Raw genomic sequence first — 14,276 nt, 5'->3', positions numbered from 1 at the left:
ATAAGGTCAAATCACATCTTCACGTTGCGGTGACGTTGCTTATTTTATATTTGCTTACATAGCAATATAAAATAAACCTAGCAAAGTGAGTACAGCAATGAATAGTCAAGTAACGCCGTTGAGCAAAATAACCATCTCCCTCCATTGGATAATCGCGTGGACCATTATTGGTCTACTTGCGCTCGGTATCTATATGGAAGAGAACGAAGCCTACCAATTTTATGATTTGCACAAATCCATTGGCGCACTAATTTTCGTTGTCATTTTAGTACGTGTTGTATGGCGTATTAAACAAGGTTGGCCAACGCCAGCTAGTGAATACAAAAAAGTAGAGCAATTGATGTCAAAGCTAATGCATTACGTACTGCTCATTGGTTCGGTAATTATTCCACTATCAGGCTTAATGATGTCGTGGGGCGGCGGTCATGAACTGGCTGTATTTGGTGTTGAAGTGTGGGGCTCAAATCATGATCCTGTGACAAATGAGACGGTTGCTCGCAGTGATGCTATTGGCGGTTTAGGCCATCAATTACACGGCTTAGTAAGTAATGTCGTTATTGGCGCTATTGTATTGCACGTGGTCGGAGCGCTAAAACATCACATTATCGATAAAGATGCGACCCTAAAACGCATGGTAGGGAAATCGTAATGAGCATAAAAAATCTATTTATAGCCGCCGTTGTTACTTTGATGACATGGTCTGCACAAGCCAAAGATGAAGAAGCCGCGGTTCGAGCCGTGATTGATTTATATACCCAAGGCACTTTTGAAGGCGATACCGATAAACTAACCCGAGCGTTTCACGCTAATGCAGTAATGAACGGTTCGTTACGTGGCAAAATGGTGTTGGCAACTCCGAAGCGCTTTATTGAGAGTATGGGGAAATTAAAACTCAATACAACAGGTGCTAAGTATCAAGCGAAAATCACCCACCTTGAAGTGGATGGCACAGTAGCTACGGTAACATTAAAAGAGCAGGGGCTTGGGGAAACTGACTTTACTAACTTCTTTCATCTAATAAACGATGGCAGTGGCTGGAAGATTATTAGTAAGGCATTTCAAAGCCACTAAAGGGATGTGATGATGTGGATCTCTGTTGAGATCAACATCTTATTGTTATTCCATTAACCACATACGTGCGCTGCGTGCTGGTAAATAGAATTTATGCCATTGGCTAGATACACGTTGGACATCGTTACTTAACACATCGCGATAATTACGATGCCAGTACAGATTGTCAGTGGCTGTATTCACCCACACATCTTGGCCGTTGCCACATTTATTGATACCCACCACACCTGCGTGATCGCGTTTGAATAGGATCATACAGTCATTGTGATTAATCACCTGCATACCACGGCCTTGTAGGGCGTTGTGGAATTTCAGCATGCCTTTGATGTCATCGCGTTTGTAGAAGTCTTGCCATCTGTTGTCGCCACTTTCGTTGTGATCAGAGTAAATTAGTGGCACACCACCGTCGCGTCCCATGATGTAAGCATTTGCGAGCTTCTCATCGGTAGGATCCATAATTTGATGACGGAAACCTTGGTTTAACGGGATATCATGGGTAACACTAAAGGTGATAGCGCGGCTGCCGTGTAGCGCTTGCCCATAGGCGCCAGGATCGACAAGTAAGTTCATCGAGCCACCAAATTTGAAGGCGTTAAACATTTGGTTAAACAGCGGGAAATCGTAGGCATTGTGGCCTGTTTCGTTTAAATATGGCACCAAGAAGTTGTCGTGATCACCGTGGCCTGCGCCGCCAAGAGTGATGATCTCGCCAAACACGTGAACATTAGCTTTGATTTCAGGCGTGAAAACAGCGTTGATGTGATAGTTGGTCATGTGCTTAGCGGCATCGACGCGAAAACCGGTGACACCGAAAGACTTTAACTTATTGAGATAGAGCTTTTGTTGCTCGACGACCCAGTTATTAGGATCGAGATCTGGCAGGCCAGAATCGCCATTGCCGCCACACAAACGCAATGTTTGTACTTGGTGAACATTGGTGTAATCGGTAATACAGCCCGGCGCTTGGAAATCATGAGCGGCTAGGAAATTATCGGTGATATCACCAAAGAGCTTATTGGCTTCGTTTTTCGTGGCATCTTGAGCATATTCGGCTAATACAGCTGCGCCAGGATAGTTCAAGTCACTACGCTGATGTGCTTCATTTGCCATGTGGTTAAACACAATGTCTGCATAGGTTTCAACGCCATGCGCTTTTAGTGCGGTAACCATAGCTTTAAAGTCTTGGGTATCGCCTAATGGATTGTCGATAACGCGATAATCCTGCGGCTGATAACGTGCCCACCATTGATCGCCTGTCGATTTATAGGCAGGAGACACCAATACTTTTTTATAGCCAAGATCAGCTATTTCTTTGGCTTTTTGCGCAACTTCATCATATTCCCAGTTAAAGGCATGCAGGATGGTGTCGGCGCTAGCGTTGTGTGAAATGGTGGCGCTACTTAGTGCAATAGCACCTAAAGCAACGGCCTTTTTGAAGGTCGATTGGATGTTCATTAGTCTTCCTATAGATAGGTTATTTTTATTATGTCCCAATGAATGCTAGGCGCAGTCCTTTGTGGTTCCTGCCTAACTGCTGGCATGTTTACATAGATTTAACATTTGGCGAAAGCCATTGCATACGTATTCAATGATGCTTGTTATAACAAAGAGTTATATTGGTATGTGCTTTTTAACAGGCAATAAAAAAGCCGACATCATGACAATGTCGGCTTGTTCGGAGGCTAAACTTAATTAGCTTTTAGCGGCTTCTTTCGCTGCTAAGAACTCATCGTAAGTACCGCGGAAATCGTTGATGCCGTTCGGCGTGATTTCGAAAATACGCGTCGCTAGTGACGATACGAACTCACGGTCATGAGATACGAAGAATAAGGTACCTGGGTAGTTTTCTAACGCCAAGTTGATTGATTCAATCGACTCCATATCCAAGTGGTTAGTTGGCTCATCCATAATTAATACGTTTGGCTTTTGCATCATTAGCTTACCAAACAGCATACGGCCTTGCTCACCACCAGAGATTACTTTCACTGATTTACCGATGTCGTTTTGTGAGAACAATAGGCGGCCTAAGATACCACGTACTGATTGCTCGTCATCGCCCGGTTGCATCCACTGTGACATCCATTCAAATAATGTCATGTCCATGTCGAAATCAGCTGAGTGGTCTTGCGCGTAGTAACCGATGTTAGCGTTTTCAGACCAGTTGATTTCACCGCTGTCTGCTTCTAAGTCGCCTTGTAAGATACGAACTAAAGTGGTTTTACCCGCGCCATTTTGACCGATGATTGCGATGCGCTCGCCAACTTCGGTGATCATTTCGAAATCTTTGAATAGCGTTAGGTCGTCAAATGCTTTGCTTACGCCTTCTACAGTGATGGCATTACGGTAAAGTTGTTTTTCTTGCTCGAAGCGAATAAACGGCGACACACGACTCGATACTTTAACTTCTTCAAGTTTGATTTTATCGATTTGCTTAGCACGTGAAGTTGCTTGCTTCGCTTTAGATGCGTTAGCCGAGAAGCGAGATACGAACGACTGTAATTCGGCAATCTGTGCTTTTTTCTTAGCATTATCCGCTAGTAAGCGCTCACGAGCTTGAGTGGCTGCTGTCATGTACTCGTCGTAGTTACCTGGGAATACCGACATTTCACCGTAATCTAAATCAGCCATGTGAGTACACACTGAGTTTAAGAAGTGGCGGTCATGCGAGATAATAACCATGGTTGATTTACGCTCATTCAGCGTGTCTTCTAACCACTTGATGGTGTCGATGTCCAAGTTATTGGTTGGCTCGTCAAGTAATAGAATATCTGGATCTGAGAATAGCGATTGCGCTAGTAGCACACGAAGTTTCCAACCCGGTGCAACTTCGGTCATTGGGCCGTAGTGCAGTTCTTCTTCGATGCCTACACCTAACAATAATTCGCCAGCGCGAGCTTCGGCGCTGTAGCCGTCCATTTCAGCGAACTGCGTTTCTAAGTCGGCTACACGCATGCCGTCTTCTTCGCTCATTTCTGGGTCGGCGTAAATGCGGTCGCGCTCTTCTTTGATTGCCCACATTTCTTTGTGACCCATGATTACCGTATCGATAACAGAGTATTGCTCGAAGGCGAACTGGTCTTGATGTAGTTTACCGATGCGCTGATCTGTCTCAACGCTCACGTTACCTGACGATGGTGTTAAATCGCCAGTTAAGATTTTCATAAACGTTGACTTACCACAGCCGTTTGCGCCGATAAGACCGTAACGGTTGCCGTTGCCAAATTTTACTGAGATGTTTTCAAACAAAGGCTTGGCGCCAAATTGCATGGTGATATTAGCGGTAGTAATCAAAGTTAGATTCTCTTTTTAAGTAACTGATAAATATTATTCTGCGCTGTTTACAGCAGCGAGGATAAAAAAGCGGCATATTTTAACCCGATGCCTGACTGATTGCTATCACTGTTTATGTGATCGCAGTGGCAGGGTTAGTGGCGGATTTTCGTTGGGTGTTTGCATACGTATGTATTGCCGAAAACGTTTACTTATTGAGCTTTATCGCCAATTATCAAGACCTTGATAAAAAGTGGATAATAATAATGAATAAACCGCGATTGAGTTTTTGGCAAATTTGGAATTTGAGTTTTGGCTTTTTGGGCGTGCAAATAGGCTTTGCACTGCAAAACGCTAACATTAGTCGGGTGCTCTCCGATTTAGGTGCAGATCTCTATTCATTGTCTTACATGTGGCTGCTGGCTCCGATCATGGGCATTATTATTCAGCCGCTAGTTGGCGCTAAATCTGACAGAACGTGGAATCGTTTTGGCCGCCGCGCACCATTCATTCTAGGTGGCTCACTCACCGCTGGTGTGGCGATGTTACTGATGCCGCAAGCGCCGTTATTTGTCACCGTTGTAGCGCCAATGATTTTCGGACTAGTGATGCTAGCGATTATGGACGCTGCATTTAACGCCGCGTTTCAGCCATTTAGGGCGCTGGTAGCTGATATGGTGCCAGAAGAGCAGCGCAATCAAGGTTATGCTATTCAATCACTACTTATTAATATTGGTGCAGTCGTCGGCTCAATCCTTCCATTCGTGTTGACTAACGTGTTGATGATGAGCAATGAGTCGAATTTAGGTGAAGTTGCCGAAACTGTCGCGTGGTCATTCTATATTGGCGCAGCCATTATGGTTGGCTCGGTGGCTTGGACGGTATTTAAAACCCGCGAGTACGACCCACAATCCTATAGCGCGATGAATAACATCGAAGTATCGCCAGAACCAAGTGAAAAACTACCGCTAGCACAGCGGTTACGTGACTTTTTCAGCCTAGTATCGTCAATGCCAAAGACCATGAAGCAATTGGCATTGGTACAGTTTTTCTCTTGGCTGCCGATGTTTTTAATGTGGGTTTATATTTTCGCAGCTGTGACGCAAACGGCGTGGGGCATCGATCCGATATGGTTCGATCCTGACCACATTAAATCGGTGGGTGAAGTGCCCGCGGAAATCACAAAAGCGCGCGGTGAAGCAGGGGACTGGATTGGCATCTTATACGCGGCGATGTATGTGTCTGCTACTTTCTATTCTGCCATCATGGGCAAGCTCGCCAATACCTTTGGCCGCAAACCGATATACGCACTGGGGCTATTTATTGGTGGCGTTGGTTTTATTTCACTCGGACTATTTAACGATCCAACGGCAGTGGAGCTTAACTTACTCATTACCCAAGTTGTGGTGCCACAAGGCGCAGTCGATATGTTAGTGCCGATGTTTGGTGTCGGTATTGCGTGGGCAACGCTACTGGCGATGCCATATACCATGCTATCAAGCGCATTGCCTGCCGAGCGCACGGGTATTTACATGGGGATCTTTAACTTTACTGTTGCTGGTCCGCAAATTGTCTGTGGCTTTCTCGCCGGACCTATTTTACTCTACTGGTTTAACAACCACGCCATCAGCATGATGTGGATGGCAGGCGGTTCACTAATCTTAGGTGCATTGTCGGTGTTTTTGGTGCGCGCTAAGGTTGAGCAATTACAGTAATAAATTACAGGGAATGCGATTATGAAACGAGTCCTAATTTTTGGAAACTCAGGCTCAGGAAAATCAACCTTGGCCAAAAAGCTAGCAGCGGAAAACCAGCTAGCTCATCTAGATTTAGACACAGTTGCATGGCAGGCTACTACGCCTGTCACTCGTATGCCGATTGAAGAATCGAAAGCCTTATTGGATGACTTCACTGCGGAGAATGATAACTGGGTTATTGAAGGTTGTTACGCTGACTTGTTGGAGTTGCTGACGCCTGTCGCTAGTGAAATGATTTTTATGAACTTGCCCGTTGAAGCCTGTATCGCTAATGCCAAAGCTAGACCATGGGAGCCTCATAAGTACGAAAGCAAAGCCGCGCAAGATGCTAATCTTGATATGTTAATTGACTGGATAGCGCAATACACAAAGCGCGACGACACTTTTTCACAACGCGCTCACCAGCAATTATTTGATAGTTTTACTGGCGTAAAACGATTAATCACCTGTAATAGTTAAATATTTTTTAATTCTTATCGTTACTAATTTGTTGGTTTGAATTTCTTATTGTTAGAATTGTTCTAATAGTTACTTAGGTTTAAACCCTCTAGTTGTAAGTTAATTCAATGGGTAAAGTTAGTTGGGTAAAATATAGACTCAATACAGCAACCAAATTTACGGAGAGCTAGAATATGGCAACAAGTAATGATATTGAAACGACACCTGAGCAATTAGCAACATTAACTGCCGTAGCCCAAGGGTTAACGACAGTGGATCATCCAACTCCAGTTTTAGAAACGCCACAAGATTACGGTTTGACCTATTGCGATGTGAAGTTTAAAGCGCAAGACGGTGTTGAATTAGCTGCTTGGTTAATTCCATGTGCCGATTCCGATAAGCTGATCATCTGTAATCATCCTGCAACGTTTAATCGCTACGGGTTTCCTGGGCATCAAGAACCATGGAGTGATTTTCAAGATGTACAAGTAACTTTCGGTAAGGTTTATAAAGCGTTGCATGAAGCTGGTTACAATGTTCTCACTTACGATTTTCGTAACCACGGTGAAAGTGAATCAGCACCAGATAATAACTGGGGGCAGGGTTTTGGTGATGAATACAAAGATGTGCTAGCAGCATTTGATTATGTGAAATCACAAGACACCTTAAAAGACATGACCATTGGTTTGTTTAACCCATGTGCTGGTGGCAATGCAGCGATGCATGCAATGACTAAAAATCCAGAGTATTTTACCGATGTTAAAGCCTTAGTTTGCGCGCAACCTGCTTCTATTAATATTATGTCGAACATAACATTAGCTGGTATGGGGTTAAGTGAACACAAAGCTGCTTTTGCCCAAGAAATTGAAAAAGCGTCGGGGTTTGATATCGATAAGATGACACCACATTTGTTTGCACCTAATGTCAAGATTCCAACTTTCTTATTGCAAAATAAAGATGATGTCTGGACAGTTCCGGATGATGTACAGACTACTTTTGATCTATTGCCTGTAGCTGATAAAAAATTACATTGGATTGAAGATGGAAATCCTAAACGTTTCATTGGTTATAACTATTTTGGCGAACATCCAGCTGAGATGATCGAGTGGTTTGACCGCTTTATGAAAGCGTAATTTTATTGTTAATCTGAGTTATCCAGTGAAGTTGGGCCGCTTGCGGCTCAACTTTTTTTTGCCTTTTGATTAGGTTTAGAATGTAAAAGGCCGCTATCAAATAGATAGCGGCCCGATTTTTATCGCACGATAAAATTATTGTTTTCTTTCACCTTTAACTGTCACAGAGTATTCTCCTTTGGTTAATGGCATTGGTGATTTCACCATTTGGCTATCTAGCACATAGGTATTTTCTGCTGATGTTGATGCCGCCCAGTTAATCGATTCTGCTTGGCCATTTTCTAGTGTCACCATGGTGTTGTTGATACCAGAAACAGTTAACACACCCTCTACACTGCCAGACATTTTGTCCTTTAAGGAAACGTAGCCCATTGCGCTCGCGCCATTATCTGTAGTGTTAATCTTAAACACTTGACTTTGTTGAGTGGTGATTTGCCCACGTACTTCACCCATTGGGTTAGCATTACTGTGAGTATTAAAGTAGTACCCACCCATCAGTAGTTGTTGGAAATTATCAACTTTTGCATTCATTTCAGATTTAAAGCGTGTGCCTGCTGGTGCTTGCATCATTGAACTGACATCTTGTAGGCCAATAGCTACATCACCATCTGAACCTGCGTAACCCTTGTGAATGTGCGCAGCTGTTGCAGCAAAGTTCATGGTGTATAGATTTGCTACCAGATCCTGCGTGTTTTTGTTAACTGTCACATAACCCACTGCACCCGCGTTATCAGCCGCTGGCGTTGATACTGGATTTGTTTCTTGTGCTGCTTCAAGCATTACACGAGTTACTTCAATGTTCGGCAATAGTAACTGGCCACGTACTTCGCCAGCTGGATTTTGCTCTGAGTGAACGTTGATGTAGTAACCACCATTGGCCAACATAGTCATTTGCTCTGCTGTCATGGTTGTCATACTGGAGAATGAATTGTCCATATCAGATTTCGTCAGTGCCGTAACGACACCACCATTTTCACCAGCGTAGCCACTGTGAATATGCGCCATTGTAGGAGTGAAATCGTTAGTCCACACATTGGTTGTGACCATGTTGTTGTTCATATTGGCAGTAACATAACCCATACCACCGGCTTGTGCTGACGCTGGCATCATTACACTTGGCACTTCCTGCATGGCTGTCAACGGGAATTGAATTGCTTGAACGCCATTAAATAGAATTTGGCCACGAACTTCACCAGACGGGTTTGCTTGCGAGTGTGTATTAAAGTAATAACCACCGTTTAATAAACCCATTGCATCTTCTGTCATTGCGTACATAGCGGTTTCAAAAACGCTACCAGCAGGCATTTCATACATGCTACTTGTATCAGTTAGGCCAATCGATACGCCGCCATTACTTCCAGCGTATCCGCTGTGAATATGGGCAGCTGTCGCACTAAATCCGCTGTTGCGAACAATGGCGTGAATGCTGTTATTCATAGTGTTTACTGTGAAGTAGCCATCAGCCATCGCATTGTCTGAACTTGGCATGCTCACCATAGGAATTTCTTGCTCTTTGCTGAGAATAACGTGAGATGCTTGGGTATTACTCATCAGGATTTGACCACGAATTTCACCGGCTGGATTAGTCGCTGAATGAACATTGAAATAGTAACCGCCATTAGCTAGCGCCATCATGTCAGTTAGCTTGGCATCATTAGCGCTTTGGAAGAACATACCTGCATTGGCAATCCCCATGTCGGCCGTAACATTCATTAAGCCCGCTTCAACGTCGCCAGTTTTACCTGCATATCCTTTGTGGATATGGGCCATTGTGGCCTCAAAACCATTGACCTGAAGGTTGGCTTTTACAAATTCACTGTCTTTATTTACGGTAACATAACCAACGCCAGTGACATTATCGCTAGCTGGAGTCGTTACTTTAGGAATTTCTTGACCGCTTTGTAGTTCAACGCGAGAAACTTCTACAGTTGCTGGTGCAATTTGGCCGCGTACTTCGCCTGCCGGGTTTGCTGAAGAGTGAACATTAAAATAGTAGCCGCCGTTTTGGAGCATCATTTTGTTCGTCAATTTTGCATCGCTAGGTGTTCTGAAGAAGGTACCTGACATACTGTTGGGAATTGATGAGCTAATGTCTTCTAGCGCTATAGTAACGTCGCCATTCTCACCGGCAAAACCACTGTGGATATGGGCCATAGTGCCACTGAATCCCATAACTTGTACGTTTCCGATTACACTGTCGTTTGCCTCGTCATAATAGGTGAAGTAGGCGACTGCTGCACTATCGCTCCAACCCATTTGCATTGGAACTTGCTGTTTCTTGTCCAATTTAACACGTAGTGTTTCAACACCATCTGGCAGGATTTGACCACGTAGATGTCCCATTGGCATAGATGCTGTGTGTAAATTAAAATACCAACCACCAGCTTCGAAAGTCGCTAAATCATTGCCCATTTCCATCGCTAGGTTGCTTAACATCGTATTATCTGGAATAACGAAACGCATTTCGTTCTCAGGATCTTGTTGTAGTCCGATTAAAACTGGGCCGTTTGCTCCGGCGTAACCACTGTGAATATGCAGGGCGGTCACGGCTTCGCCTAAGTCTTTGACGATGACTTCGCCACTGATCATTCCACTCATTTTATCAACCATAATGGTTGCTTGCGCAGAAGCCATGGTTTGACCATAAGCCATAGCTGCATTCGCCATCACTTCTTGACTTGCTGTTAAGGTGCTAGACACTGTTACTAGTGTGTCTGAACCATCATCCATTTCCCAAGATGGTAAACGCATTGAATTAATTGACGTCGATGGTAGACCGTAAGATTGAATCTTTGAGCTCATCAATTGGCTTGATGGCAATGTGGTATCAAGTGCCTGCGTTAGTGTTACAGGCTGTGCCACAGGTGCGGGAGCCGGTGGCTCAGGTTGTCGACGATTATTGCTGTCATTACAACCTGACACACTGAGGATCAGCATTGCAGTTGCACTTAAGGAAAGTAGCTTTGTGGGAGTTTTCATAGTTATTCCTTTTTGTTGTTTTTGCGGTAAATATTATCGCGATAATTAATTGCTTAAAAATTTTTAACGATTTATTGTCCAGCTAAGCGCTTACCAAAAGAGATGGCATAAGCAGCAGAACGCATTCTCAAAATTGGATCGTCACTAGGCGAGAAGCCACTAGATAAAACGTTGGGATCAAAATTGATGTTTTGACAGTCAACGTCGCCCGCACTATTAAGTTTGATTGTGCCAAGTTTCACAGTCGGACGCTCTGTAGGCCATTGTTGAGATGGATCGTTATTGGTGTCGCTTGCCATACCTAACTGAGCAATAAGGTCAAAGGTAACAGTTTGCTGTTTAGCTTGTTGGATTAATGTATCTTCAAGAAAGTGTGGCGGTAGTTTCTCTGCTTGTGTTTTGCTGTAAGTAGTTACGCCTAACTGAGGTATTAACTGCCAGCGGAATTTTGTCATTTTATTATTTTGTTCATAAAAAAATGTATGCAAACCATGGTACTTAGTATTGGCATATGAGGTCGGTGTTTTTGATGATGTTGCCCACTTCACATGTTCAGCGACGCTTGGGTGTGCAGCAATATATGCGGCGAGTTTTTGTTGATTAACACTGCCTGATTCATCAGGCGATAATGCTTTAAGTAAGCCAAAGAAATCGCTGGGTTCTTTACCTGCAAATACAGGTGCATTTATTCCAGTGAAAATGTGTTGGCTACCATTTGGTAGTGATAGTTTTACGCCTATACCACGAATACCCGGCTCTCGTTCATCAGCCTTAGGATTGCCTCCCCCCATAGAAAAACGCACCGTTGCTGGCAGCGTGCCATTTGTTAGTAATGATGAGGAGGAAAATTCGGTTGTTTGAATAGGTTGAAATTCTCCTTTCGCACATACTCCTTTGGTATGCGCTTTGCGCTGGCCTGGGTTTTCACCTGCAGCTTGTTGAAACAGTTTAATGAAGTCGATGGCTTGCACCTTTTCTTGCTCTTGCGCGATAGCCGATTGACCTGTTATTGCGCCAGCTAAAAGCATGCCACTGCCGATGAAGGTGACTATAGATTGCATTATATCTCCTGCTATTTAAATTATCGTAATCAGTATTATTGCAATCAATGTTATCGCGATAACTATAATTGCGCAAACATTGATTTTATAGACTTAAGTAGAAAGCAAAAAACTGAAGAGTTTATGTAATGAAGTTAAAGGAATGAGATAATTAAATAGCCAGCGTGATAGCCGATATATACCCTTTTTATTGCTAATCGGCGAGAATATTGGCTCTGATGTGAGCTAATTTGTCGATAATTGACTTAATTTCTTCCAGTGGCAGGCCAGATGTCTCGACAACGCAATCACTAATATCGCTAGCTTTTGATTTGAGTGCTTTGCCTTGTTCGGTGAGTTGCACGCTTAATGAACGGTCATTTTCAATGCCTCTAACGCGTTTGATGAGTCCTTCGCTTTCCATGCGTTTTAACACAGGCGTGAGCGAACCTGACTTTTGACCAAGTCGTTCTGCAATGGCTTTTAAACTTACGCCATCTTGCTCCCATAAAATCAGTAATACAGTGTATTGCGGATAGGTAATGCCGATTGGCTCAAGAAACTTTTTATACAATTGAGTCATGGCTAACGATGAGGCGTAAAGCGCAAAACAAAATTGATTGTCTAATGAGAGTGGGTCGTCTGACTTCATATCGGTTCCAAGTGTTGGTTAGCCGTGCATTTTCCTATGCTTTAGGTGCTGAGTCAAACTAAGTTATTAAGAGTGGATACGTATTTACAACATGGCAATTATATTGTTCGACACAAAAACGACATAAAACTGGAACACCTTCGTCACATTCGCTTTTTACAGTTAAGGCATCGAAATAGCTTTAGCTGGTAGGGAGCGAATTGTGTTTTCAGTCGACCAAGTTATCAAACAAAATTATCCGCAATTAGAGCCAAGTTCGCTGCGGGCTTCTATCACTCGTTTTATATTGCGGGATTTACTCCACGAAAAAGACTTTGTCGATTTCTCTCAGCGTTATCCGCACCTCACTGGCCTCGATTTTGTCGAGCAGGTTTTACAGTATTTCGACTTTACATACTCGGTTCGCGATTCGGAGTTGGAGCGCATTCCCGCGACTGGGCGTTGTGTGATTGTTGCAAATCACCCGATTGGTTCACTCGATGGCTTGGCGTTAATTAAATTGGTTAGTGAAGTGCGCAAAGACTTTAAAGTGGTGGCTAATCAGCTATTGATGACACTTGAACCGCTGCATGAATTGCTTATTCCCGTGAACAATATGCAGGGCGGCACAGCGAAAGAGAATATTAATCGCATGCACAAGGTACTTAGCGACGAAGGTGTGGTGATTATGTTTCCCTGTGGTGAAGTATCGCGCCTGCGTCCTAATGGCGTTAAAGATGGCAAGTGGCACAGTGGCTTTTTGCGTTTGGCAACGTCGATGAAAGCGCCGGTGTTGCCGATTTTTGTCGATGGTAAAAACTCGCCACTGTTTTACAGCTTGTCGATGATTTACAAACCGTTATCGACGTTGTTTTTAGTCAAAGAGATGTTTAAACAGCGTTCAAAAAACTTACCGATGCGCATTGGTAATTTGATCCCATTTGAAAGCTATAGCGGCTTACCCATTAATCTCAAAGAAAAAGTGCGCTTGTTCCGTCGTCATTTGTATCAAATTGATAAAAACAAGAAACCTCTATTCAAGACGCAGAGCGCTATTGCCCATCCCGAACCAAAAGTTGAACTAAAAAAAGCCATTGCTGCCTGTCAGCACATTGGCAAAACTCAAGACGGCAAGCAGATTTATCTCTATCAACACCATGGTAGTTCGCCAGTCATGCGCGAAATAGGGCGTTTGCGAGAAGTGGCATTTCGCGCGGTGGGTGAAGGTAGCGGCAATAGACGGGATGTCGATCCCTTTGATCGCTACTACGAGCATTTGATCCTGTGGGATAAGGATGATTTAGAAATTGTCGGGGCTTACCGCCTTGGCAATACCAAACGCATCTTGGATGCAGGGCAGTCCTTATATACAGAATCGCTCTTTGATTACAGCAAGCAAATGACGCCATATTTCGAGCGCGGTTTGGAGCTAGGTCGCAGCTTCGTGCAGCCCAAATATTGGGGTAAACGCAGCCTCGATTATCTGTGGTACGGCATTGGTGCTTATCTCAATCAACACCCAGAGATACGTTATTTATTTGGGCCTGTTACCTTGAGTAATGCGATGCCAAAGGCGGCTAAAGATCTATTGGTATTCTTTTACAAATTACATTTCTCAAATGAAGATGTGCAATTGGTAAACTCGAAAATGCCATATCATTTACCACAAGATTTTTGCGATGCGGTGCAGCTGCAAATCACTGGTGAAGACTATAAAGCCGACTTTGTTATCGTTAAAAACATGTTGGCCAATATGGAATGTCAAATCCCAACCTTATACAAACAATACAGTGAGCTATGTGAAGCGGGCGGTGCGCAGTTCTTAGATTTTAATATCGATCCTGATTTCTCTGATTGTGTCGATGGTTTGGTGCTGGTGGATACTCACCTTATCAAAGCGAAGAAGCGCCAGCGTTATTTAGGAAATAATGATATTAACTCCACCATGTAACTCATC

At 43.7% G+C, this 14,276-nt stretch carries 11 protein-coding genes; 6 read left to right on the top strand and 5 right to left on the bottom strand.

The window, feature by feature from the left end; all coding sequences use genetic code 11:
- The first annotated feature begins 97 nt into the window (after nucleotides 1–97).
- Both MHM98_RS06970 and MHM98_RS06965 read left to right on the top strand, forming a co-directional pair.
- Nucleotides 98–649 carry a cytochrome b gene (locus MHM98_RS06970; RefSeq protein ID WP_239438538.1) on the top strand — a complete coding sequence of 184 codons (552 nt, stop codon included), beginning with the start codon at nucleotides 98–100 and terminating at the stop codon, nucleotides 647–649.
- Nucleotides 649–1,071, top strand: a complete 423-nt coding sequence (locus MHM98_RS06965) for a nuclear transport factor 2 family protein (protein WP_239438537.1) — start codon at nucleotides 649–651, stop codon at nucleotides 1,069–1,071. The genes MHM98_RS06970 and MHM98_RS06965 overlap by 1 nt, the downstream gene beginning before the upstream one ends.
- A 45-nt stretch (nucleotides 1,072–1,116) precedes the next feature.
- On the opposite strand, the gene MHM98_RS06960 is transcribed toward MHM98_RS06965, so the two are convergent.
- Together MHM98_RS06960 and MHM98_RS06955 are read right to left on the bottom strand one after the other, a co-directional pair.
- On the bottom strand, nucleotides 1,117–2,526 hold the full coding sequence (locus MHM98_RS06960; RefSeq protein ID WP_239438536.1) for an alpha-amylase family protein: 1,410 nt from the start codon (nucleotides 2,524–2,526) through the stop codon (nucleotides 1,117–1,119).
- A 237-nt stretch (nucleotides 2,527–2,763) separates the two neighbouring features.
- Nucleotides 2,764–4,362, bottom strand: coding sequence for an ABC-F family ATPase (locus MHM98_RS06955; RefSeq protein ID WP_239438535.1), 1,599 nt, complete (start codon nucleotides 4,360–4,362; stop codon nucleotides 2,764–2,766).
- 239 nt (nucleotides 4,363–4,601) lie between these two features.
- Here MHM98_RS06955 and MHM98_RS06950 point away from each other — a divergent pair, with 239 nt between their 5' ends.
- The 3 genes from MHM98_RS06950 to MHM98_RS06940 all read left to right on the top strand — a co-directional run bounded on the left by MHM98_RS06950 (nucleotide 4,602) and on the right by MHM98_RS06940 (nucleotide 7,669).
- Entirely contained in the window at nucleotides 4,602–6,056 is a 1,455-nt protein-coding gene (locus MHM98_RS06950; protein ID WP_239438910.1) for an MFS transporter, read from the top strand.
- Nucleotides 6,057–6,077: 21 nt separating this feature from the next.
- Nucleotides 6,078–6,557 (top strand): AAA family ATPase, encoded by a 480-nt coding sequence (locus MHM98_RS06945; RefSeq protein ID WP_239438534.1) that lies wholly within the window; start codon nucleotides 6,078–6,080, stop codon nucleotides 6,555–6,557.
- Nucleotides 6,558–6,730: 173 nt separating this feature from the next.
- Nucleotides 6,731–7,669 carry an alpha/beta hydrolase gene (locus tag MHM98_RS06940; RefSeq protein ID WP_239438533.1) on the top strand — a complete coding sequence of 313 codons (939 nt, stop codon included), beginning with the start codon at nucleotides 6,731–6,733 and terminating at the stop codon, nucleotides 7,667–7,669.
- A gap of 135 nt (nucleotides 7,670–7,804) precedes the next feature.
- Here MHM98_RS06940 and MHM98_RS06935 read toward each other — a convergent pair whose 3' ends face one another.
- From MHM98_RS06935 to MHM98_RS06925, 3 genes are all read right to left on the bottom strand, one after another.
- The gene (locus MHM98_RS06935) at nucleotides 7,805–10,648 is read right to left on the bottom strand and encodes a CHRD domain-containing protein (RefSeq protein WP_239438532.1); all 2,844 of its coding nucleotides are present in this window, start codon (nucleotides 10,646–10,648) and stop codon (nucleotides 7,805–7,807) included.
- Between the two features lie 71 nt (nucleotides 10,649–10,719).
- Nucleotides 10,720–11,709 carry a catalase family peroxidase gene (locus MHM98_RS06930; protein WP_239438531.1) on the bottom strand — a complete coding sequence of 330 codons (990 nt, stop codon included), beginning with the start codon at nucleotides 11,707–11,709 and terminating at the stop codon, nucleotides 10,720–10,722.
- Nucleotides 11,710–11,902: 193 nt separating this feature from the next.
- Nucleotides 11,903–12,340 carry a MarR family transcriptional regulator gene (locus MHM98_RS06925; protein WP_239438530.1) on the bottom strand — a complete coding sequence of 146 codons (438 nt, stop codon included), beginning with the start codon at nucleotides 12,338–12,340 and terminating at the stop codon, nucleotides 11,903–11,905.
- Nucleotides 12,341–12,542: 202 nt separating this feature from the next.
- Here MHM98_RS06925 and MHM98_RS06920 point away from each other — a divergent pair, with 202 nt between their 5' ends.
- The gene (locus MHM98_RS06920; protein ID WP_239438529.1) at nucleotides 12,543–14,270 is read left to right on the top strand and encodes a lysophospholipid acyltransferase family protein; all 1,728 of its coding nucleotides are present in this window, start codon (nucleotides 12,543–12,545) and stop codon (nucleotides 14,268–14,270) included.
- Nucleotides 14,271–14,276 lie beyond the last annotated feature (6 nt).

This window comes from Psychrobium sp. MM17-31 (genome assembly GCF_022347785.1).
Lineage (GTDB): Bacteria > Pseudomonadota > Gammaproteobacteria > Enterobacterales > Psychrobiaceae > Psychrobium.
This window is presented reverse-complemented; position numbering and strand designations above follow the sequence as displayed.